This window comes from Chromobacterium sp. Panama (assembly GCF_003052555.1).
Taxonomy (GTDB): domain Bacteria; phylum Pseudomonadota; class Gammaproteobacteria; order Burkholderiales; family Chromobacteriaceae; genus Chromobacterium.
Map to the genome: position 1 here is coordinate 3,357,860 of NZ_QARX01000001.1, position 21,902 is coordinate 3,379,761.

At 64.7% G+C, this 21,902-nt stretch carries 22 protein-coding genes; 9 read left to right on the forward strand and 13 right to left on the reverse strand.

The features are described 5' to 3' along the window. Positions 1–9: 9 nt before the first annotated feature. The 5 genes from DB032_RS15120 to DB032_RS15140 all read right to left on the reverse strand — a co-directional run bounded on the left by DB032_RS15120 (position 10) and on the right by DB032_RS15140 (position 4,703). Positions 10–780, reverse strand: a complete 771-nt coding sequence (locus DB032_RS15120) for an outer membrane lipoprotein-sorting protein (protein WP_107800210.1) — start codon at positions 778–780, stop codon at positions 10–12. 33 nt (positions 781–813) lie between these two features. Further along, positions 814–2,178, reverse strand: coding sequence for an ABC transporter permease (locus DB032_RS15125; protein ID WP_107800211.1), 1,365 nt, complete (start codon positions 2,176–2,178; stop codon positions 814–816). Further along, positions 2,175–2,828 carry an ABC transporter ATP-binding protein gene (locus DB032_RS15130; RefSeq protein WP_233246723.1) on the reverse strand — a complete coding sequence of 218 codons (654 nt, stop codon included), beginning with the start codon at positions 2,826–2,828 and terminating at the stop codon, positions 2,175–2,177. Before DB032_RS15130 ends, DB032_RS15125 begins: the two co-directional genes overlap by 4 nt. 394 nt (positions 2,829–3,222) lie before the next feature. Continuing rightward, on the reverse strand, positions 3,223–3,693 hold the full coding sequence (locus DB032_RS15135) for a hypothetical protein (protein ID WP_146176693.1): 471 nt from the start codon (positions 3,691–3,693) through the stop codon (positions 3,223–3,225). A gap of 116 nt (positions 3,694–3,809) precedes the next feature. Then, positions 3,810–4,703, reverse strand: coding sequence for a LysR family transcriptional regulator (locus tag DB032_RS15140; protein ID WP_107800214.1), 894 nt, complete (start codon positions 4,701–4,703; stop codon positions 3,810–3,812). A gap of 451 nt (positions 4,704–5,154) precedes the next feature. On the opposite strand from DB032_RS15140, the gene DB032_RS15145 reads away from it, so the two are divergent. The 3 genes from DB032_RS15145 to acs all read left to right on the forward strand — a co-directional run bounded on the left by DB032_RS15145 (position 5,155) and on the right by acs (position 9,217). Continuing rightward, a complete protein-coding gene (locus DB032_RS15145) occupies positions 5,155–5,466 on the forward strand; it encodes a DUF485 domain-containing protein (RefSeq protein ID WP_107800215.1) in 312 nt (103 codons plus the stop codon). Beyond that, positions 5,463–7,142, forward strand: coding sequence for a cation acetate symporter (locus DB032_RS15150; protein ID WP_107800216.1), 1,680 nt, complete (start codon positions 5,463–5,465; stop codon positions 7,140–7,142). Before DB032_RS15145 ends, DB032_RS15150 begins: the two co-directional genes overlap by 4 nt. A gap of 110 nt (positions 7,143–7,252) precedes the next feature. Then, a complete protein-coding gene (gene acs / locus DB032_RS15155) occupies positions 7,253–9,217 on the forward strand; it encodes an acetate--CoA ligase (protein ID WP_107800217.1) in 1,965 nt (654 codons plus the stop codon). Between the two features lie 73 nt (positions 9,218–9,290). Here the strand turns inward: acs and DB032_RS15160 are convergent, their stop codons facing one another. Further along, positions 9,291–11,180 (reverse strand): methyl-accepting chemotaxis protein, encoded by a 1,890-nt coding sequence (locus DB032_RS15160; RefSeq protein ID WP_107800218.1) that lies wholly within the window; start codon positions 11,178–11,180, stop codon positions 9,291–9,293. 232 nt (positions 11,181–11,412) lie between these two features. On the opposite strand from DB032_RS15160, the gene rsxB reads away from it, so the two are divergent. The 4 genes from rsxB (at position 11,413) to rraA (ending at position 14,906) form a co-directional block, all read left to right on the forward strand. Next, the gene (rsxB, locus tag DB032_RS15165) at positions 11,413–12,108 is read left to right on the forward strand and encodes an electron transport complex subunit RsxB (protein ID WP_107800219.1); all 696 of its coding nucleotides are present in this window, start codon (positions 11,413–11,415) and stop codon (positions 12,106–12,108) included. Then, on the forward strand, positions 12,105–12,752 hold the full coding sequence (gene nth / locus DB032_RS15170) for an endonuclease III (protein WP_048413849.1): 648 nt from the start codon (positions 12,105–12,107) through the stop codon (positions 12,750–12,752). The genes rsxB and nth overlap by 4 nt, the downstream gene beginning before the upstream one ends. 69 nt (positions 12,753–12,821) lie before the next feature. Beyond that, entirely contained in the window at positions 12,822–14,303 is a 1,482-nt protein-coding gene (locus DB032_RS15175; protein WP_227107641.1) for a DegQ family serine endoprotease, read from the forward strand. 114 nt (positions 14,304–14,417) lie between these two features. After that, positions 14,418–14,906, forward strand: coding sequence for a ribonuclease E activity regulator RraA (gene rraA, locus DB032_RS15180; protein WP_107800220.1), 489 nt, complete (start codon positions 14,418–14,420; stop codon positions 14,904–14,906). Between the two features lie 7 nt (positions 14,907–14,913). Here the strand turns inward: rraA and DB032_RS15185 are convergent, their stop codons facing one another. The 7 genes from DB032_RS15185 to pcnB all read right to left on the reverse strand — a co-directional run bounded on the left by DB032_RS15185 (position 14,914) and on the right by pcnB (position 20,310). Beyond that, positions 14,914–15,327 carry a GFA family protein gene (locus DB032_RS15185; RefSeq protein WP_107801915.1) on the reverse strand — a complete coding sequence of 138 codons (414 nt, stop codon included), beginning with the start codon at positions 15,325–15,327 and terminating at the stop codon, positions 14,914–14,916. Between the two features lie 226 nt (positions 15,328–15,553). Beyond that, positions 15,554–15,934 carry an aspartate 1-decarboxylase gene (gene panD / locus DB032_RS15190; protein WP_107800221.1) on the reverse strand — a complete coding sequence of 127 codons (381 nt, stop codon included), beginning with the start codon at positions 15,932–15,934 and terminating at the stop codon, positions 15,554–15,556. Between the two features lie 22 nt (positions 15,935–15,956). Continuing rightward, positions 15,957–16,790, reverse strand: a complete 834-nt coding sequence (panC, locus tag DB032_RS15195) for a pantoate--beta-alanine ligase (protein WP_107800222.1) — start codon at positions 16,788–16,790, stop codon at positions 15,957–15,959. A 25-nt stretch (positions 16,791–16,815) separates the two neighbouring features. Further along, positions 16,816–17,607 carry a 3-methyl-2-oxobutanoate hydroxymethyltransferase gene (panB, locus tag DB032_RS15200; protein WP_107800223.1) on the reverse strand — a complete coding sequence of 264 codons (792 nt, stop codon included), beginning with the start codon at positions 17,605–17,607 and terminating at the stop codon, positions 16,816–16,818. Between the two features lie 205 nt (positions 17,608–17,812). After that, the gene (locus tag DB032_RS15205; protein ID WP_081545536.1) at positions 17,813–18,448 is read right to left on the reverse strand and encodes a deoxynucleoside kinase; all 636 of its coding nucleotides are present in this window, start codon (positions 18,446–18,448) and stop codon (positions 17,813–17,815) included. Between the two features lie 14 nt (positions 18,449–18,462). Continuing rightward, on the reverse strand, positions 18,463–18,951 hold the full coding sequence (gene folK, locus DB032_RS15210) for a 2-amino-4-hydroxy-6-hydroxymethyldihydropteridine diphosphokinase (protein WP_107800224.1): 489 nt from the start codon (positions 18,949–18,951) through the stop codon (positions 18,463–18,465). After that, the gene (gene pcnB / locus DB032_RS15215; protein WP_107800225.1) at positions 18,952–20,310 is read right to left on the reverse strand and encodes a polynucleotide adenylyltransferase PcnB; all 1,359 of its coding nucleotides are present in this window, start codon (positions 20,308–20,310) and stop codon (positions 18,952–18,954) included. It abuts the gene before it with no gap. 203 nt (positions 20,311–20,513) lie between these two features. On the opposite strand from pcnB, the gene DB032_RS15220 reads away from it, so the two are divergent. Together DB032_RS15220 and DB032_RS15225 are read left to right on the forward strand one after the other, a co-directional pair. After that, a complete protein-coding gene (locus tag DB032_RS15220; protein ID WP_107800226.1) occupies positions 20,514–21,272 on the forward strand; it encodes a hypothetical protein in 759 nt (252 codons plus the stop codon). A gap of 327 nt (positions 21,273–21,599) precedes the next feature. Continuing rightward, positions 21,600–21,899 (forward strand): hypothetical protein, encoded by a 300-nt coding sequence (locus DB032_RS15225; protein ID WP_107800227.1) that lies wholly within the window; start codon positions 21,600–21,602, stop codon positions 21,897–21,899. Positions 21,900–21,902: the final 3 nt, after the last annotated feature.

The window sequence follows — 21,902 nt, forward strand, 5'->3', positions numbered from 1 at the left end:
CGCAGCCACTCACTCCACCCGGAACCGCGGCAGATAATCCCGCTGCAGCCAGGCCTCGGGCACCTCGCGCCAAGCGAAACCGCTCTTGCGCATCACGGTTACCCACTGCGGATTGAGGCCGTCGATGATGACGGTCTCAGTGGGGCGGTCCCGGCCCAGGGCCTGGCGGTAGCCGCGGTAATAAGCCGTTTTCAGCAACTCGCCGCTGGCGGCGTAGAACTGCGCCTTGCGGCTGCGGTAACCGTCGCGATCCACCCACAGCTCGATGGCGTGATAAGTCACGTCCGGCCGCCTCGCGCTCAGCCGCAGCTTGTAGCTGGCGCGCGGCTGGCGGTCGCCGTCCATCACCGTTTCCTCCGCCGCGAGGGTGGCCAGATAGTCCAGGGTCCAGTTCACCGTCACCACGTCGCCGTTGGCCGCCTGGCCCAGCAGCCGTTGCTGCGGCGAAATCGGCACGCTGGCCTGGCTCGCCGGGTCGAACACCCATAAATCCTTGCCGCTTTTCAAGGTCAGCTTGCCCGCGTCGCGGCTGGGGCTGACAAAGCGCAACAGGCTGCGAAACTGGCCGCGCCGCGGATCGGCCCGCGAATACAACACCAGCGAGCTGGCTTCGCTAGGCTTGCCTTGCTTATAGCTGAGCAGGTCGACCTTCAGGCTGAAAGACTTGCCCGGATTGCGCACCTCGTCGCTCCAGGCCAGTATCTGCTGCGCGTCCGGCGCGGCCCAGGCCAAACCCTGCCAGCCCAACAAAACCAAGCCCAATATGCGCGCGCGCTTCATTTTCCGCTCCCTTCCCTCATCCGCCATGCCGACTCAGGCCTGCCTCAAGGCGTCGACGATGTTCCAGCGCGCAGCCCGGCGCGACGGCCACCACGACGATAGCAGCGCCACCGCCATCAAACCGCCCATGCACGAAGCCAGCAGCGGCGTCTCGCCCCAGACCCGGATCAGGATGGGGCTGGGATCCACCACGCCCGGAGGCAGCCAGCTCAGGCCGGCGCGGTTGATCAGCCAGGCCAGGCCCAGCGACAGCAGCAGGCCGCCCAAACCGCCGATCACGCCCAGCAGGGCGCCCTCGCACAAGAACAGCCGCTGGACGCCGCCGCGTCTCAGACCGATGGAGCGCAGCGCGCCGATTTCACGGGTGCGCTCCATCACCGCTATATTCATGGTGTTGCCGGTGGTGAACAGCGTCACGCTGGCGATCAGCGCCGCCATGAAGCCGAAAATGGCGCCGAACATGTCGACGATGCGCTCGTACAGCGGCTGCAGCGCAGCGAAATCGTGGGCCGCCAGCGGCTGCGCGCTCAAACCGGCTTGAAACAGCTGCTGCAGCCGCCGGCGCGCGGCCTCGATCTGCCCGCTGCTCTTCAGCTGCAGCAAGATCGCCGTCGCCATCGGCTCTCCCTCGCCGTACAGCAGCCGTTGCGCCTGCGACAGATGCAGGCCCACATAGACGTCGTCCCATTCACGGGCGCCTTGCCGCTCCACGCCCAACACCCGCAAGCGGGCGACGTTGGGCGCGCCGGCGGCGGTGGCCGTCAACAGTTCGATCCGCTTGCCGTCCACCGCGCGCGCCGGCCCGGTCAAGGCCGCCAGGTCCGGCGGCAGCCCCTCGCCTTCCGCCGCCGCCGCCGCGCAAGCCCGGTCGCCGTCGGACAGGCACAGCCCCAGAGTCTTGGCGACGCCGCCGCCCAGCACCGCGGCGTTGGCGTCGCTGCCGGTCAAGGCCATCGGCTTGGCCGCCTGGCGCAAACCGCGCGCGTCCCAGCGCAGCAAGCGGTTCTGGCCTTCCGGCTCGCTGCCTTGCGCCAGCACCGTGCGCGACGTGCCGCTGGCGTAATGGCCGGCGATGGCGCCCAGCGTCAAGGTCGGCGTGACGGCCGCCAGCATGTCCTTCAGTTCCGGGTCCGACTCGATCTCGCGCTGGATGCGCCGGTAGTCGCGGATGCCGTAAGCGGCCGGGTTGCCGCTGCCGTATTGCAGATAATCGCGATGCTGCACCTGCAAATGGCCGAGCTTGCGGACAAAAGCCGTTTCCAGCCCGTACTGGACCGCGCGCTGATAGCCGCCGAACAACAGCACGCCCGCCATGCCCACCGCCATGGTCAAAGCGCTTGCCCAGGTGCGGCGGCGATTGCGCAATAGATTGCGCCAGGCCAGTTGCAGAACATTCATGCCGGCGCCTCCCCGGCGGCCAGCGCGCGGACCCGGCCGTCGCTGACCCGATAACGCTCGTCCGCCGCCGCGATCACCAGCGGATCGTGCGAGGAGAACACCACCGCCACGCCGCGCTCGCGCTGCAACTGCCTGAGCAGCGCCAGGATGGCGGCGCCGGTGCCGCTGTCCAGATTGGCGGTGGGCTCGTCGGCCAACACCAGCGCCGGCTCGTGCACCAGCGCGCGCGCAATCGCCACCCGCTGGCGCTGGCCGCCGGACAACTGGCCGGGCCGGTGCGCCGCCTTGTCCGCCAAGCCCACCGCCGCCAGCATCTCCAGCGCCCGCGCTTTGCACCGCGCCGCCGGCGCGCCCTGCAGCCGCAGCGGATATTCCACGTTTTCCAGCGCGGACAGCACCGGCAGCAAATTGAAGCTTTGAAACACAAAGCCCAGGTGGCGAGCGCGAAAATCGCTAAGCGCGTCGTCGCTCAAGGCCGCCATGCTCTGCCCGGCGACGACGACCTCGCCGCGGTCGGGCCGGTCCACGCCCCCCAGCAAATGCAAAATCGTGCTTTTCCCGCTGCCGGACGGCCCGGCCAAAACAGTGAATCGGGCGGCGGCCACTTTCAATTCCACATTGTGCAAAGCCGGCACTTCCACTTGGTCCATCCGGTATGTTTTAAATACGCCGCGCATTTCCGCCGCCATCGCCCGCTCCTTGAAAATCGGCGCCGCCCAAATTTCGCGAAGCGTTTCAAGGTCTGCCGCGCTGCGCAAAGCTTTGAACAGGTTCCACCACTGATACCGCTTGAATATACCTGAAAACCCGCTCTAAATTTTCAATTGAAAAACAAAGCAATAAACCAACAAAACGCCCTATGAATTAAAAAATTAAATTCTTAAATAAAACTCTAATTAATATTAAAAATCAAACCAAATACAGCCAGGCCACGCACTCCAGGCGGTTCCGACTTCAAATCAGACAGCGCCGCACTCGGTATAAAAACAAAATGCCTCGATGGATATCGAGGCATGGCGTGCGCTAGTGTTATGGGAAAGAGAATCAGGAGCGTTGTCGCTTCCACACCCGCCTGGCGTCGCAAGCGGCGCGCAAGGGCGTGGACGACAGGCTGGTGGCGGCGAAATGCCCCACTTGGCGGGAAACCTTGGACAAGGCGGTGCCGGACAGGCTGCCCACCTGCCAGGCGCGACACAGCGGGTGCAGCGAGGGCGCGTCGTCGCTGGCGGCGTCCAGCCTGGCCTGCACGTCGCGGTTCATCTCGGACAGCCAACGCTCGGTCAGCAACATCCAATCGCGCTGAGTATCCGCTTGCGCCTGCACCAGATTGGCGCCCACCAACAGGGTGTCGTCCAGCCTGCGCTCCAAATCGCCCTGGGACATCGGATACGCCGGCGCAAAAGCCGACCACCAGACGATACAGGCCTCGTGCTGGGCGTCCAGCATGCGCTGCTGGCCGCGCTCCACTGCGCTGCGGTAACTCTCCATCGCGCCGATCAACCAACTACGGGTCATTGCCACTCCTCGATCAAACCCGGCGGGCCGCCTCATCTCGCGGCAGCCGCCCTAAGCGCCTGCTTGCAAGGAAGGCGCCGCGGCCCTGAAGACGCGCAGCGGATCACAAGCAGGTTCTAAGCCGCAACGGCGGGCAAACGCCACACCTGCAGCAATTCTTGCAACAAGGTTTCCAACACGGGATCGCCCGCCCGGTCCGCCGGGTAGACGAATTGCAACTCGGCCAATTTGCGCACATCCGGCAGCACTGTCAACCTGCCGGCGTCTTGCCAGGCCTGCGCCGCCTCTTCCCGCGCCAGCGCCACCCCCACCCCGGAGGCCACCAATTCAAGGATGGCGTCGAGATGATCGCACTCCGCTACCTTCTTAGGCGAAATGTTGAGTTCTCGCCACAACTCCGCGGTGATTTTGGAAAGACTGGAAAACTGCGAAATGCCTATCCACGGCAATTTGCCCAATTCCCTCAAGCCGCCGCCGGCCAAACGCGACGCCCAGCCTGCGGGCAGGACGATGCGGAACGGCAATTCCGCCAGCTTGACGGTGGAGACGTTCACATAGGGGTTTTTGCCCAGATAGAAGCCGGCGTCCAGTTCTTTCTTGCGCACCAGGTTCAGCACGTCCACGGTGACGCCGTGGCGCAATTGGATGTCCAGCAAGGGATAACGCTCCACCAGGCCCGCCACCCAGGGTCCGATCTTCAAGGTGTCCGGCGTCAGGGTGACGCCTATCCGCGCCTTGCCTGACAACTGGCCCTTCAATTGCCGCGCGTGGTTGATGATGCCACTGGCCGCGCCCAGTATCGCCTGCGCCTGCGGCAACAATTCCTGGCCGGTCCGGGTCAGCGACACCCCGCCCGCGCTGCGTTCGAACAATTGCATGCCCACTTCTTCTTCCAGGGCCTTGATTTGCGCGGTGACCGCCGGCTGCGACAGGTGCAGCAATTCGGCGGCCTGTGTCAGGTGCCCTTGCTGGGCGACGGTGACAAAGGTGCGCAACTGATAGATTTCCATGTTCTCCCCTGACTTGGATGCTTGGCGGCGGGCCGGATCGCCGTACGCGGCAGGCATGGGCGGCATGATGGCGGGTCTGCGGCGGATGCGGCGGCCTGAGCTAAGCCCGGCCGATGATGGTTTTCTCTTGTGCGAGCCATTTTCGGCGCAATGCCGGCTAAATAACAAGCGCTTTATGCCCCGCCGCCGGCCCCGCCAAGCATTTGCGGCAAGGCGCGCCGCGACGGCGACGTCCGGTCCGGGCCTGGATTTTTGGGTTCGATCAGCCTTATTTCGCCGCCGAATTAAGAGCAAAAATTCTAATTCAAGTTATTGATTTTATTTATTTTTTGCACCGCATCATCGGCCTGAATAATTTTCCGCATCAAAAAAAGCGATTAGATTCGCCTCCGTCACCTCCCTTATGTTTTCAGCAGCGACAACCCAAGTCGCGACCACAAAGGAGGATGCAATGAACGAGGACATACTCAAGAAAGTGCAGTCCAACCCCAAATTCAAGGAACTGGTGCACAAGAAAACCAGCCTGGGTTGGCAGCTCACCCTAGTCATGCTGGTCATCTACTACGGCTTCATCCTGGTGCTGGCGTTCTCGCCGGCCACGCTGGGCCATCCCGTCAGCGCGGGCGCCACCATGACGGTGGGCATTCCCATCGGCGTGCTGATCATCGTCTCGGCCTTCGCGCTGACCGGCATCTATGTGCGCCGCGCCAACACCGAGTTCGATCTGCTCAACCAGCAAATCGTCGAGGAGTCCAAACAATGAAGCAACGCGTCTTGCAACTGGCCTGCGTCTCCGGCCTTCTGCTGCCCTCCTTGGCCATGGCGGCCGGGGCCATTGAGGGCGATGTCAAGCAACAGGCCACCAACTGGCACGCCATCATCATGTTCCTGCTCTTCGTGGCCTTCACTCTGGGCGTCACGTATTGGGCTGCGCGCCGCACCAAGTCCGCCAGCGACTTTTATGCGGCCGGCGGCGGCATCACCGGTTTCCAGAATGGTCTCGCCATCGCCGGCGACTATATGTCCGCCGCGTCCTTCCTCGGCATTTCCGCGATGGTGTTCGAAAAAGGCTACGACGGCCTGATCTATTCGATGGGCTTCCTGGTGGGCTGGCCCGTCATCCTGTTCCTGGTGGCGGAACGCCTGCGCAATCTGGGCAAATACACTTTCGCCGACGTCGCCTCCTACCGCTTGCAACAGACGCCGGTGCGCAGCTTCGCCGCCACCTCCACCCTGGTGGTGGTCGCCATCTACCTGATTGCGCAGATGGTGGGCGCCGGCAAGCTGATCCAGCTCTTGTTCGGCATGAGCTATAGCTCGGCGGTGTTGATGGTGGGCGTGCTGATGGTGTGCTACGTGCTGTTCGGCGGCATGCTGGCCACCACCTGGGTGCAAATCATCAAGGCGGTGCTGCTGCTCTCCGGCGCCACCTTCATGGCCATCATGGTACTGGCCACCGTGGGTTTCAGCCCGGAAGTCATGTTTGAAAAAGCGGTGGCCGCGCATAGCAAGGGCGTCGCCATCATGGCGCCGGGCAAGGCCGATCCGATCGACTCCATTTCCCTGGGCCTGGCGCTGATGTTCGGCACCGCCGGCCTGCCGCACATCCTGATGCGCTTCTTCACCGTGTCCGACGCCAAGGAAGCGCGCAAATCGGTGTTCTTCGCCACCGGCTTCATCGGCTATTTCTACATCCTCACCTTCATCATCGGCTTCGGCGCCATCATGCTGGTGCTGAACCAGCCGGGCATGATGGAAACCGTGGTCAAGAACGGCAAATCCGTCACCCAGCTGATCGGCGGCAACAATATGGCGGCGGTGCACCTGGCCGAGGCCGTGGGCGGCGACATGTTCCTGGGCTTCATCTCCGCGGTGGCCTTCGCCACCATCCTGGCGGTGGTGGCCGGCCTGGCACTGTCCGGCGCGTCGGCGGTGTCGCACGATCTGTACGCCAGCGTGATCAAGAAGGGCAAGGCCAACGAGGCCGACGAGATCCGCGTGTCCAAGATCACCACCGTGGTGTTGGGCGTGGTGGCCATCGTGCTGGGCCTGGTGTTCGAAAAACAGAACATCGCCTTCATGGTGGGCCTGGCCTTCTCCATCGCCGCCTCGGCCAACTTCCCGGTGCTGTTCCTCTCCATGTTCTGGAAGGGGCTGACCACGCGCGGCGCGGTGATCGGCGGCTTCATCGGCCTGTTGTCGGCGGTGGTGCTGATCGTGCTGGGCCCGACGGTCTGGGTGGAGGTGCTCAAGCACGAGCACGCGGTGTTCCCGTACAAGAACCCGGCCATCTTCTCGATGACTCTGGCCTTCGTTTCCACCTGGCTGATCTCGGTGCTGGACAAGTCCCGCCAGGCCGACGAGGAAAAAGCCAAGTTCGAAGCCCAGTTCGTGCGCGCGATGACCGGCATCGGCGCGTCCGGCGCCTCCAAACATTGACAATGACATAAGGCCGGGCCGAGGATGTCGGCCTGTCTTTACAACCCACCGCGCCGCTCCAGCGGTTCCGGAGCGGCGGCATCGCTACACCGTTAATCCAGGAGAAGTTTATGTCCACGCTAGAATCCGTCCTCAAGGAAACCCGCAGCTTTCCGCCTTCCGACGATTTCCGCCAAAAGGCGACGATCTCCGGCATCGAGGCGTACCACACGCTGTGCGAGCAGGCGGACGCCGATTACCTGTCGTTCTGGGGCGATCTGGCGCGCGATCAGATCTCCTGGAAAAAACCGTTCACCCGCGTGCTGGACGATAGCCAGGCGCCGTTCTTCAAGTGGTTCGACGACGGCGTGCTCAATGTTTCCTACAACTGCCTGGACCGCCATCTGGCGGTCAACGCCAACCGCATCGCGCTGATTTTCGAAGCCGACGACGGCGCGGTCACCCGCGTCACTTACGCCGAGCTGCACCGCCGCGTCTGCCAGTTCGCCAACGGCCTGAAGAGCCTGGGCGTGAGCAAGGGCGACCGCGTGGTGATTTACATGCCGATGGTGATCGAGGCCGTCGTGGCGATGCAGGCCTGCGCCCGCATCGGCGCCATCCACTCCGTGGTGTTCGGCGGCTTTTCCGCCGGCGCGGTGCGCGACCGCGTCCAGGACGCCGGCGCCAAGCTGGTGATCACCGCCAACGAAGGCCTGCGCGGCGGCAAGAGCGTGCCGCTGAAGGCCACGGTGGACGAAGCGCTGGCGATGGACGGCTGCGACAGCGTCAAACACGTGGTCGCCTACCAGCGCACCCAGAACGAGGTGGCCTGGAGCGAGGGCCGCGACGTGTGGTGGCATCAATTGGTCAGCGGCCAGCCGGAACAATGCGAACCGGAGTGGATGAACGCCGAGGATCCGCTGTTCATCCTCTACACCTCCGGCTCCACCGGCAAACCCAAGGGCATCCAGCACAGCAGCGCCGGCTATCTGCTGGGCGCGGCCAACAGTTTCCGCTGGGTGTTCGACTACAAGCCCAACGACGTGTTCTGGTGCACCGCCGACGTGGGCTGGATCACCGGCCACAGCTATATCTGCTACGGCCCGCTGGCCAACGGCGCCACCCAGGTCATCTTCGAAGGCGTGCCCACCTACCCGGACGCCTCCCGCTTCTGGCGCATGATAGAACAGCACAAGGTCAGCATTTTCTACACCGCGCCCACCGCCATCCGCTCGCTGATCAAGCTGGGCGCGGACCTGCCCAAGCAGCACGATCTGTCCAGCCTGCGCCTGCTCGGCACCGTGGGCGAGCCGATCAACCCCGAAGCCTGGATCTGGTATCACGAAACCGTGGGCGGCGGCCGCTGCCCGATTGTCGACACCTGGTGGCAGACCGAGACCGGCTCCATCCAGATCTCGCCGCTGCCGGGCGCGGTGGCCACCAAACCCGGCTCGTGCACGCTGCCGCTGCCGGGCATCATGGCCGACATCGTCGATGAGTCCGGCGCTCAGGTGGACCCGGGCCGCGGCGGCTTCCTGGTGATCAAGAAGCCCTTCCCCAGCCTGGTGCGCACCATCTGGAACGATCCGGAACGCTTCAAGAAAACCTATTTCCCGGAAGAGTTCAACGGCCAATACTATCTGGCCGGCGACTCCGCCAACCGCGACGAGAACGGCTATTTCTGGATCATGGGCCGCATCGACGACGTGCTGAACGTGTCCGGCCACCGCCTGGGCACCATGGAGATAGAATCCGCGCTGGTGGCCAACCCGCTGGTGGCGGAGGCCGCCGTGGTCGGCAAGCCGCACGAGGTCAAGGGCGAGGCGGTAGTGGCCTTCGTGGTGCTCAAGGGCGCTCGCCCTCAGGGCGAGGAAGCCAAGAAAGTGGCGGCCGAGCTGAAAAACTGGGTGGCGCACGAAATCGGCAAGATCGCCCAGCCGGACGATATCCGTTTCGGCGAGAACCTGCCCAAGACCCGCTCCGGCAAGATCATGCGCCGCCTGCTGCGTTCCATCGCCAAGGGCGAGGAAATCACCCAGGACGTGTCCACGCTGGAAAACCCGCAAATCCTGCAACAGCTGCAACAGCCGCTATAAACGCCGGATTCGCCGCGCCGGAGCCGCCATGCGGCTCCGGCTTTTTCATGCCTCCCGCCTATCCGTCCCAGCGCTACTCCAGCCGGAAGCGCGCGATCATCTCATCCTGTTCGGCCACGTCGGCGGCGGTGCCCTGGCAATGCCGCAACTGCACTTGCGCCGCGTCGCTGACGCGCTGGCCGATGTGCTGAATGCTGCCCGCGCTGTCGTTGATGTCCCGCGTCATCTGGCTTTGGCGGCTCACCGCGCCGGCGATGTCGCTGTTCTTGGCGTTGATGTCGGAGATCACGTCCCGGATGCGCGTCAGCATCTCGCTGATCTGCTCGGCGTCCTTCACCGTGTTGCTGGCGCAATCGCGGCTTTCGTCCATCTTGTCCCGGGCCTCGTTCACGCCGCGCTGCAGTTGCTCAATCATGCTGCGGATCTCCTGCGTCGCCTCCTGGGTTTGCGAAGCCAGTTTGCGCACCTCGTCCGCCACCACGGCGAAGCCGCGTCCCATTTCCCCCGCCCGCGCCGCTTCGATCGCGGCGTTCAGCGCCAGCAGATTGGTCTGCTCGGCCACGCCGGTGATCACTCTGACGATGGATTCGATGTTCTTGCTGAATTCGGCCAGTTCGTTCATGGACAGCGAGGTCTGCTCCAGGGTGTCGGCCAAACGCCGTATCGCCTGGCTGGACTGCGTCACCAGCGCCATCCGGCTGCCGGTTTCCTCGTGCGCCTGCCGCGCGGCCTCGGCCACCGCGCCGGCGTTGGACGTCATTTCGCCGGACGCCTCCGCCATCTGGCCGATGGACGCCACCAGTTGCTCCAGCTCTCTTTGCAGACGGCTGGCCTCGCCGCTGCTCTGTTGCGCCTCTTCCGCGCTTTGCTCGGCGCCATGGTGGACGCGCGTGGAAATCTGGCGGATATCGCCGATCAGCCGCTGCAGATAAGCGATGAAGCGGTTCAATTCCTTCGCCACCTCCCCGAATTCGTCGCGGGAGCTTTCGTCTATGCGCCGCGTCAGATCGCCGTTGCCGCTGTTGAGCTCGGTCAGCGACTGCTTGAGCTGCTGCAAGGGGCGCCGCAGGATCTGCTGCATCAGGGTGCTGAGGATGACCATGCTCAGCAGCACGCCTATCACCGCGCCCCAAAAGCCGCGCCAGCCTATCTGCTTGGCCTCGGCCATCACCTTGCCCTCGTCCAGCACCACGCCCACCAACCACTTGGCCGGCTGTAGATGCGACAGCGGCTGAAACGCCACCATCAGGCGCTGCTCGTTGACCTCCACCTCCTGCACCTTGCCGTCCAGGGCCGGCGCTTTGCCGCCGAACAACTCCGCAACGCTCTTGCCGTTCAGCTTGGCGTCCGGGTGGCTGATGATTTTTCCGTCGGCGGACAACAGGAAGGCATAGCCCGCGCCGTTGAAGGTGGCGGTGTTCAACGCGTCCGAAACCGACTTCAGGCTGAGGTCGCCGCCGAAAGCGCCCTTGAACGCGCCCTTGTCGGTCAGCTTGGCCACCGCCGAAATCAGGATTTCGCCGGACGCGGCGTCGGGATAGGGATCGGTCAGGCCGACGCCGGCGGCCGCCTTGGCCACCGGATACCATGGCCGCTTGCGGGCGTCCCAGGTGGGCGGGGGATTCCAGGACGGATCGTTGGAGATTCTCTTGCCGTCGCTGTCCAAGCCGCCGAACACCAGCTTGAACTCGTTCTTGAGCATGGGCCGCTGGAAAACCTCCAAAATGCGCTCGTTGCTGAAACCGGCGTCTATGGTCTCCGACATCAGCTGGATCTGAGCCAGCTTGCCGTTCAGCCAATTGGCGATCTGCTCGGCCAGCACCTGGCTGGTCTGGGTCACTTCCTGCTCTTTGCCCGCGCGTATGCTGTCCGCAACGCTCAGGTATTGCATCCAGGACAGGGTCGACAAGGTCACGGCCAGCACCAGCGCGGAAATCAGGCCGGCTTTGTGAGCGATTTTCATGGCGGACGGTCCGGAAAAGTGAGTATTTTCACCATAGCGCACCCGCGCGCCGCTCCAAGCCCCGCCGCTTTGTTTTTTACGAAAATCGCGCGCCGCGCCCCCAGCGACGCCCGATTCCCCGCTTCAAGCGCGCGCGCCGGCAAGGACCTCCCGAAGCCTAGCCCGCGCCGGGAGTTGAAGCCGCGGCCCCTAGCGTCGATAATTAGCGGTTTTTGAAGCGGAATCCCACAGCATGCCCGTGATCACACTCGTCGAAAGGATAGACGCCCTACTGCCCCAGACCCAGTGCGGACAATGCAGCCACGCCGGCTGCCGCCCGTATGCGGAGGCGCTGGCGGATGGCCGCGATCCGATCAACCGCTGCCCGCCGGGCGGCGACGACGGCATCCGGGCGCTGGCGGAACTGCTGGGCCGGGACATCATTCCCTTCGCCGCCGACGGCCCGCAGCCCAAGCCGCGCGCGCTGGCCGTGATACGCGAAGACAGTTGCATCGGCTGTACCCTGTGCATCCAGGCCTGTCCGGTGGACGCCATCGTCGGCGCCGCCAAGCAGATGCACACCGTCATCGCCGCCGAATGCACCGGCTGCGAACTGTGCCTGGCGCCCTGTCCGGTGGACTGCATCGACCTGGAGCCGGTGGCCGACCCGGCCGACGGCGAGCGCGAGCGACTCATGGCCCGCGCCGCCCAAGCCCGCGTCCGTTATGAACGGCGGCAGGCGCGCAAGGCGCGCGATCAGGCGGACAAGGCCAGACGCCTGGCCGAGCGCGCGGCGGTGAACGCGGCGCCGGCCTCCCCCGCCGCCGCGCCGGCCGTTTCCGCCGCGCCCGCGCCGGCGGTCGACAAGAACGAATTGATCCGCAAGGCGATGGAGCGCGCCGCCGCCATGCGCGCCGCCCGCGAACAAGCAGACAAGGACAAGCCGTGAACGCCGTCAAACGCAAAGAAATCTTCACCCGCCTGCGCGACGCCAATCCGCATCCCACCACCGAGCTGGAATACAGCAGCCCGTTCGAACTGCTGATCTCGGTGCTGCTGTCGGCTCAGGCCACCGACGTCGGCGTCAACAAGGCCACGCGCCGGCTCTATCCGGTGGCCAATACGCCGGCGGCCATGCTGGCGCTGGGCGAGGAATCGCTGGCCAACTTCATCAAGACCATAGGCTTGTACAAGACCAAGGCCAGGAACGTGATCGCCACCTGTCACCTGCTGCTGGAAAAGCACGGCGGCGAAGTGCCGCAAACCCGCGAGGCGCTGGAGGCGCTGCCCGGCGTCGGCCGCAAAACGGCCAATGTGGTGCTGAACACCGCCTTCGGCCAGCCCACCATCGCGGTGGACACCCATATTTTCCGGGTGTCCAACCGCACCCGGATCGCGCCCGGCAAAGACGTGCGAGAAGTCGAGGATAAACTGGTAAAATACATCCCCGACGAATTCAAAGTCGATGCGCATCACTGGCTGATCCTGCTCGGACGCTATGTCTGCAAAGCCAGAAAACCGGAATGCGAGCGCTGCGTCATTGCCGACCTCTGCGAATATCCGGCAAAAACCGTTATGATTAAAGACAACTGAATCAAATACTGGAAAAACTCCGGTTCCGCCCTTATTTTCCGCATAGACATCAACCTAAAAGGATAGCCTGTGACAACGTATCTGCGCACCCTGGTTGGCGCCTTGCTCGCAGCCTCGTTGCTGTCCGGCTGCGACAAGGTCGAGCGCTTCTTCAAAGGCAACTCCCAGCCCGCGCCGGTCGCCATTCCCGCGCAACAGGATGGCCGCGTCGCCATGTTGCTGCCGGACTTCACTCAATTGGTCAGCCGCGACGGACCGGCGGTGGTGAATATCCAGGCCAGCCGCGAAGACAGCGGGGCCTCCCAACCCAGCAACCTGCCGATTCCGGTGCCGGAAGACGATCCGCTGTATGACTTCTTCCGCCGCTTCATCCCCAATCATCCGCCTCAGCGCGAACAGCCGCAGGAAGAAAGCGTCTCCTTCGGCTCCGGCTTCATCATCAGCGCCGACGGCTACATCCTGACCAACGCCCATGTGGTGGCGGACAGCCAGCAGGTCAAGGTGATGCTGACCGACAAGCGCGAACTGCGCGCCAAGCTGGTCGGCGTGGACAAGCGCACCGACGTGGCGCTGCTGAAAGTGGCGGCGGCGGATCTGCCGGTGGTCAAGATCGGCAGCCCGGCGGACTTGAAAGTCGGCGAATGGGTGGCCGCCATCGGCGCGCCCTTCGGCTTCGACAACACCGTCACCGCCGGCATCGTCTCGGCCAAGGGCCGCAGCCTGCCGGACGAAAACTTCGTCCCCTTCATCCAGACCGACGTGGCGATCAACCCCGGCAACTCCGGCGGTCCGCTGTTCAATCTGCGCGGCGAAGTGGTGGGCATCAACTCGCAGATCTACAGCCGTTCCGGCGGCTTCATGGGCATCTCCTTCGCCATCCCCATCGATTTGGCGATGAGCGTGGTCGACCAGCTCAAGGCCAAGGGCAAGGTCAGCCGCGGCCAGCTGGGCATCAATATCCAGGAAGTAACTCAGGAGCTGGCGCAGTCCTTCGGTCTGCAGCGCCCCAGCGGCGCGCTGGTGGTGCGCGTCGATCCCAAGGGACCGGCCGCTCGCGCCGGCCTGCAGGCCGGCGACATCATCCTGAAACTGGACGGCAAGTCCATAGAAAGCTCCAAGGATCTGCCGGTGCTGGTCGGCTCGCTGCAGCCGGGCACCAAGATCAAGCTGACGGTGTGGCGCAAGGGCGTGGAAAAGGATCTGGAAGCCACGCTGGCGGAACTGGCGCAGGAAGCGCCGAGCGCGCAGCAGTCTCAGGAAGAAAGCTCGCCGCAAGGCTTCCAGTTCGGCAAACTGGGTCTGACGCTCAGCGAGCTGACGCCGAACCAGCGCTCGGAGCTGGGCGTGCGCGGCGGCCTGCTGATCCAGAAGGCGCAAGGTCCGGCCGCTCGTTCCGGCCTGCAGGCCGGCGACGTGATCCTGGGCTTGAACCAGGTGGAAGTCTCCACCATCGCCAACTTCGAAAAAGCGCTGGCCAGCGCCAAGGGCCATATCGCCTTGTTGGTGCGCCGCAACGAGGCCGTGTTGTTCGTGCCCTTGCGGCTGGAATAAGCGTCGTCTCGACCCGCATTGCCCAAAGCCGCCGTCAGGCGGCTTTTTCATTTTGATGGCATACCGCCCGCGCTGTTAGGATTGAGCTTTCGCGTCCGCCACAGGAGAGCCGCCATGGACTTTCACACCGCCGATCTATGCGATCAGTTCGACGAACAATTGCAGGTATTGACGCCCTCGCTGCAACGCTACGGCGGCCAGGCCCGATTTTTCGGCCGCATCGAAACCCTGAAGCTGTTCGAGGACAACAGCCTGGTGCGGGAGGCGCTGAGTCAGCACGGCACCGGCAAGGTCTTGGTGGTGGACGGCGGCGGCTCGCTGCGCTGCGCGCTGCTGGGCGACCAATTGGGCGTGCTGGCGGTGGCCAACGGCTGGGCCGGCGTGGTGATCAACGGCTGCATCCGCGACTCCGCCGCCCTGAACAAGCTGGCGCTGGGCATACGCGCGCTGGGCACCCACCCGCGCAAATCGGTGAAGCGCGGCGAAGGCCAGCGCAATCTGAGCGTGGAGTTCGGCCAGACGCGTTTCAGCCCAGGCCACTGGCTGTACGCCGACGAAGACGGCGTGGTGGTCTCCCCCGGCGCGCTGCATCAAACCAAGTGACCGCGCCTCAGGCCTCGCTGCGTTGATAGACGGGCAATTCCTGTTGCGCGGCGGGGCTGCCCCAGGGCAGGTGCTGCTCCCACCAGATATGGCCGGCCGGCGCCACCCGCTCCGGGTGGTCCAGCGAGGACACGGTGATGTCGAGTTCCTCCGGGTCCGACTCATGGCGATACGTCAGGGTGGAGCCGCAATGCGGGCAGAAACCGCGGCTGACCGCGGCCGAGGAGTGATACAGCACCGGCTTTTCCCCGCGCCAGTCCAGATCGGCCACGCGTACGGTGAACCAGGTGACGAAGGCCGCGCCGCTGGCGCGACGACAGCTTTTGCAATGGCAATGCACCACATCGTAAGGCTCGGCGCGCAAACGGTAACGCACTGCGCCGCATAAGCAGCCCCCGGTCAGATTCTGGCCTGCGCTCATGATGCCTCCCTCGCTGCTGGATTGACGATGGATCAGGAAGCGGTTGCCGGGCCGGCTCAAGCCGGCAGCCAGACAACGCCGCTTTTTAAATATGATTCACCGCCCGCGCCAGCGCCAAGCGCCAAGCCGAAATAAACCGGCTCCGGCCCCGGAATGGATGCTGTGCTGCAACAAAAAAACAACGGCCGCCCTAAGGCGGCCGCTGGCTGGCGAAACCGGAAGCGGATCAGGCCGCCTGCGTCGGGGTCGCGCCCTTGACCTCGGTCATCTGGTTGCCGGCGTCCACGAACACCAGCTTGGGCTGGTGATCCTTCAGCTCGGCGGCCTCGTACTGGGCGAAAGACGCGATGATCAGCAAATCCCCCGGCGCGGCGCGGCGCGCGGCGGAGCCGTTGACCGAGATGGTGCCGGAGCCGCGCTCGGCCTTGATCGCGTAAGTGGCGAAGCGCTCGCCGTTGGTGACGTTCCAGATCTGCACTTCTTCGTATTCCAGAATGTCGGCCGCTTCCAGCAGGTTCTCGTCGATGGCGCAGGAGCCGATATAGTGCAACTCACTGTGCGTGGTGGTTACCCGGTGAAGCTTGGATTTGAGCATATTGCGCTGCATGATTGCATCCTTCGTCCGCTGATCAGCGGAACACTTCGATGTTGTCGATCAGGCGGGTGCGCCCCAGTCGGGCGGCCGCCAGCACCACCAGGCGTTTTTCGCCAGCGTGCGCCACCGCCAGGGTGTCGGCCTGGCGAATTTCCACGTAATCCACGGTCCAGCCGGCTTGGGCCAGATCGTCGCGCGCGCCCTGCTCCAGCGCCGCGTAGTCATTGTCGCCGTCCTGCAGCCGCTGCCGCACCTGCGTCAGATTGCGATACAGGCGCGGCGCCTCGGCGCGCTCTTCCGCGCTCAGATAGCCGTTGCGCGAGGACAGCGCCAGGCCGTCGTCGGCGCGGCCGGTGTCCACCGGCACAATCTCGATCGGCGAGTTCAAATCCTCCACCATCGCGCGGATCACGTGCAGCTGCTGGAAATCCTTCTTGCCGAAACAGGCCAGGTCCGGCTGCACGATGTTGAACAACTTGGTCACCACGGTGGCGACGCCGCGGAAGTGGCCGGGACGGAAGGCGCCGCACAACTCGTTCTGGATATTCGGCGGCTCCACGTTGAAGTCCTGGCGCACGCGCGGATACAGCTCCTGCTCCTCGGGGAAGAACAAGGCGTCCACGCCGGCGGCGCGCAGCTTGTCGCAATCGGCGTCGAAGGTGCGCGGATAGGCGCCGAAGTCTTCACCCTGGCCGAACTGCAGCCGATTGACGAAGATGCTGACCACCACTTTGTCGGCGCGCTCGCGCGCCGCCTTGACCAGGGCCAGATGGCCGGCATGCAGATTGCCCATGGTGGGCACGAAGGCGAGCTTGCCCGCCTGGCGACGCCAGGCGCGCATCTGCGCCACGGTACGAATGATTTCCATTGCTTGATGTCCTGGACCGGGCCGATCAGAAAGTATGTTCCGCCGCCGGGAAGGACTTGTCCTTCACCGCCTGCACATAGGCCTGCACCGCGCCCTGGATGCTGCCCGCCTGGTTCATGAAGTCCTTGACGAAGCGCGCCTTCTTGCCCGGATACACGCCCAGCATGTCGTGCAGCACCAGCACCTGGCCGGACACGTCGACGCCGGCGCCTATGCCTATGGTGGGCACGGAAATCGACTCGGTGATCTCGCGCGCCAGCTCGGCCGGCACGCACTCCATCAGCACCAGGCTGGCGCCGGCCTCGGCGTGCGCCTTGGCGTCGTTGACGATGCGGCGCGCGTCTTCCTCGCTCTTGCCCTGCACCCGATAGCCGCCGAAGGTGTTGACGAACTGCGGCGTCAGACCGATGTGGGCGCACACCGGCACGCCGCGCTCCACCAGGAAGCGGGTGGTGTCGGCCATATAGGCGCCGCCCTCCAGCTTCACCATATGCGCGCCGGCCTGGATGATGCGGGCGGCGTGGGCGAACGCCTGCTGCGGACTTTCCTGATAGGCGCCGAACGTCATGTCGCCCAGCACCATCGCCTGCTTGGCGCCCCGCGCCACGCAACGCACGTGATAGAGCATTTCCTCCTCGGCCACCGGCAGCGTGGAATCTATGCCCTGCACCACCATGCCCAACGAATCCCCCACCAGCAGAATTTCCACGCCGGCCTGTTCCAGCAAGGCGGCGAAGCTGGCGTCGTAACAGGTCAGCATGGCGATCTTCTGCCCTTCCTGCGCCATTTTCTGCAGGGTGTTGACGGTAATTTTCATGCCCGTTCTTCCTCGTTTCAGTCGTCCGTATCGACCGGCGGGACGCCTAGAACCCGCTTACGATCTGCTGCGCCTCAGGAAGGTCGCGCGGCGAGCGCGGCGTCGAAACGCGCGGACGGGGCTGGGCCCTTCCGCCGTCTCGGCCGCAAGGCCGTCACCCGTCCTGGCTCGCATCATCGCAAACCGGCTCTGAGCGCTCGGCGGCTCAGACGCTCTTGTTGAAATAGTTGCGCTGGCCTCGCGCCTCGCTGATGCAGCGGATCAGCAGTTCGAAGTCCTCGTCGCCGTCGACCAGATTCAGATGATCGGTATTGACGATCAGCAACGGCGCGGCCTCGTACTGATGGAAAAACTCGCTATAGGCCTGATGCACGCGCTTCAGATAGCCTTCTGGGAAATTGACTTCGTACTCCGCCGCCCGCGCGGCCACCCGGCTCAGCAGGTTCTCTTCGGAAGCCTGCAGATAAATCACCAGATCCGGCACCGGATGCTCGGGCATCGCCAGCCCCGCCAGGCGCTTGTACAGCGCCAGCTCGGCCTCGTCCAGATTGATCTTGGCGAACAGCGCGTCTTTTTCGAACAGGAAGTCCGACACCAACGGGCTGGCCAGCAGCTCGCCGTCCAGCATGCTCTTGGCCATCTCGGCGCGTTGCAGCATGAAGGACAGCTGGGTGGATAGGCCGTGGGCCGGCAAGTTGCGGTAGAAGCGCGGCAGGAAGGGGTTGGCGGCGGGATCTTCCGCCAGCAGGCGCACGCCCCAGTATTCCGACAGTCGGCGCGCCAGAGAGGATTTGCCCGCGCCGATCGGCCCTTCGACCACGACATAACGCAATTGACTCATCGCTCGCTTCCTTATTAGCTAGTTGTTTTGAGGCGCTCCACGCCCTGATCGGCCAGCCCTGCGGCCAGTTCGCCGGCCGTGCCCAGCGCCGGCAGCGCCAGATCGGGAGCGATCTCCGCCAGCGGGATCATGACGAAGCCGCGCAGATGCATGCGCGGATGCGGCAGGGTCAGGTCTTGGTCGCTCAGGGCGACGCCGCTGTAATACAGCAGATCCAGATCCAGCACCCGCGGCGCGTTGCGGAAGGTGCGCACCCGGCCGAACTCGGCCTCTATCGCCAGCAGACGGCGCAATAATTCGCGCGGCGCCAGCGCGGTGTCCACTTCCGCCACGGCATTGATGAAGTCCGGCTGATCGGCATAGCCCACCGGCGCGGTGCGGTACAGGGCGGACTGCCGGGTCAGCGCGGTGTCGGGCAAGGCGGCGATCGCGGCCAGCGCGGCGCGGATCTGTGCCGCCGGCTGCTCGAGATTGCTGCCCAGCGCGATGAAGGCCTGCGCCACTTAGGCCTCTCCGCCCGGCTCGTCCGCGGCTTTGCGGCGATTGGCGGGGCGGCGGCGGCGGCGTTTCTTGGCCGGGTCCGGCTCGCCGCTGGCTTTGGCGATGTCCAGCAGCTGCTCTCGTTCGTCCTCGTCGGCGCGCTGGAAGTCATTCCACCAGGACACCAGTTTCATGTCCACCTCGCCGGCTTCTCCGCGCAGGGCGAAGAAATCGTAAGCGGCGCGGAAGCGCGGCTGCTCCAGGAAACGGTAGGCTCGCTGGCCGCTGCGGCTGTCGAAGCGCGACTGCAGCATCCAGATTTCGCGCATGGTCACGCTGAAGCGGCGCGGAATGGCGAAATCGTTGTCCTGCTCGGACTCCACGTCGGCAATCGCCTGCGCCAGCGCGTACACCGCGCGGTCGCCGGCGTTCAGGCGTTTCTGCCAGCGCTGATGCACCTGCTTCCACAACAGGGTGGCCAGCAGGAAACCCACCGACACCGGCTTGTCGGCGCGGATGCGCTGATCGGTGCTTTCCAGGCCCAGCTTCAAGAACAGGTCGTCGCCCTTATCGTCCAGCACCGCGTCCAGCAGCGGGAACACGCCGCGCGCCATGCCTTCCTCGCGCAGCTTTTTCAGGCAGCCGTAGGCTTGGCCGGACATCAGCAGCTTGAGCATTTCGTCGAACAGGCGCGCCGGCGGCTCTTTCTTCAGCAGATGGGCGTGGGTGCGGATCGGCTTGCGGGTGGCCTCGTCGATATCGAAGCCCAGCTTGGCCGCCAGGCGCACCGCGCGCAGCATGCGCACAGGGTCTTCCTGATAACGGCGCGCCGGCTGGCCTATCATCACCAGCTTGCGGGCGCGCAAGTCCTTGACGCCGTGGTGATAGTCGATGACGGTTTCGTCGGACGGATCGTAGAACAACGCGTTGACGGTGAAGTCGCGGCGGTGCGCGTCCTCTTCCTGGCTGCCGAAGCTGTTGTCGGCCATGATGCGGCCGGTTTCATTGGTGTCGTCCACCGAACCGCCGCGGAAAGTGGTCACCTCGATGGTTTCCGGTCCCATCATCACGTGGACGATGCGGAAACGCCGGCCGATGATGCGGGAGCGGCGAAACACCCGGTGCACTTCCTCAGGCGTCGCGTTGGTGGCGACGTCGAAATCCTTCGGCGACACGCCCAACATCAAGTCGCGCACGGCTCCGCCCACCACATAGGCGGCGAAACCGGCCTCCTGCAGTCGGGTGGTGACTTTCAGCGCAGCGGAGCTGAGCTGGTCTCGGCGGATGCCGTGTTGCGGCAGAGGAATCACGCGCGCCTTGGTGCGGCGCTTGCCCATGCCGGCGGGCAGGTCCAGTACTTTACGGATAAACTTGCGGATCATTATGAGAAGATAGTCGACTTGGAATGCCAGGATTCGCAAGACTAGTAGGTAGTCAAGCCGGCGATTATATCCCTATTCTTTGCAGAAAATACAATTCGCCGCCATATCCCGCCGCATCGCAGCGCCCATGACCGCCAATTGCCCCCCATCGGCGATAGGCATACAATCGCTGCCGATTCGCCGACTCCGACAAGACCCCTCCCGTGCGCCCTACTCTCAGCTTTCATCTCCAGACCATTCCCAACGTGCCCGCCATCCGCCAGCTCTACCAGCTGGACGGCGAAATCGGGGAGGCCGACGTCGCCGATTTCGTGCTGCAGCGCTGTCGCGCCCAGAGCGGCACCGACTTCATCCCCTTCCACTTGCACCGCGTCGTCGCCATCGCCGGCGTGCTGCAACAGGATGGGCAAACCCGTCTCGTCCAAGGGCTCGCCGCCGACGCAGGCGACGAGGCCGCGATGCTGGCGGACTGGCTGAGCCTGCTGCGCGACAGCCGGGCGCGGCTGGTCAGCTGGAACGGCGCGCGACTGGAACTGCCGGTGCTGCGCCACCGCGCGCTGGCGCTGGGCCTGCCGCTGGCGGAACAGCTGCGCGCCGGAGCGGACAGCTCGTCCCAGGTCTCGCTGAGCGAGATCCTGAGCGGCGGCCACGCGGAGCTGGCCACCCCGCAGGGCGAACTGGCCCGGCTGTGCGGCCTGCCCGGCGAGGCCGAGCTCAACGGCCCGCGGCGCTGGGAACTGTACCGCGCCGGCGACGTCGGCGCGCTCGCGGAACACAATGCGCGCCAGGCCGCCAGCTGCCATCTGCTGTGGCTGCGCCAGCAATGGGTGGAGGGCGCGCTGGATTCAGGCGCCCACCAGGCCTGTAGGCAAGGCCTGCGCGCCGTCGTCGTCGCGCAGCCGGAGCCGCACTGGCGCGGCTGGCTGGCCGACTGGCCCGCGGACGCCCCGCAAGGGGATTGACAGCCAAAAGCCAAAGGCATAGGCTGACGTTCATGCGCCGATTTGACACAGCTTGCGGGCGCTTAACAAATGCCAGCTAAAGCGTTAAAACGGTCAACCCGCTTGCGCTCTTAGTCGTAGGCGGGTTTTGTTTTACCCGTACAGGCAGTTAAGCGGACCCGTCGCTTCGGATCGATGCATGAGCCGCGCCCCGTTTCCATTTCGGGCATGCGCGGCTGGCGCCGAGTTAATGACAACTTGCAGGGCGCCCAAAAATCCTGCTAAAGCGTCGCCGGCGATACCCAGGACCGGCGCGCAAACCGCGACCGAACCGACTGGAGAACCGCCATGTACGACTGCCTGCAAGACAGCTATACCGATTTTTCTTTTGCCAATTTCGACGCCGTGGGAAGACCTCGCCCCCTTTGCGGCAGCCTGAGCGCCTCTCCGCTCACGCCGGCCGACGCCCCCGCCCTGCAGCAGCTGGCGGATTTCGCCCATGAACTGGGCTATGACCTGGACCGCAACGGCGAACAACTGACCGTGCGGGACATTTCCCTGCTGGACGCGCTCAGCATCAACGCCCGCTTCGGCGGCGAGCTGCTGATCAGCTGCGATCTGCGCCGCGACCCGCCCGCGCGCTTCTGACCC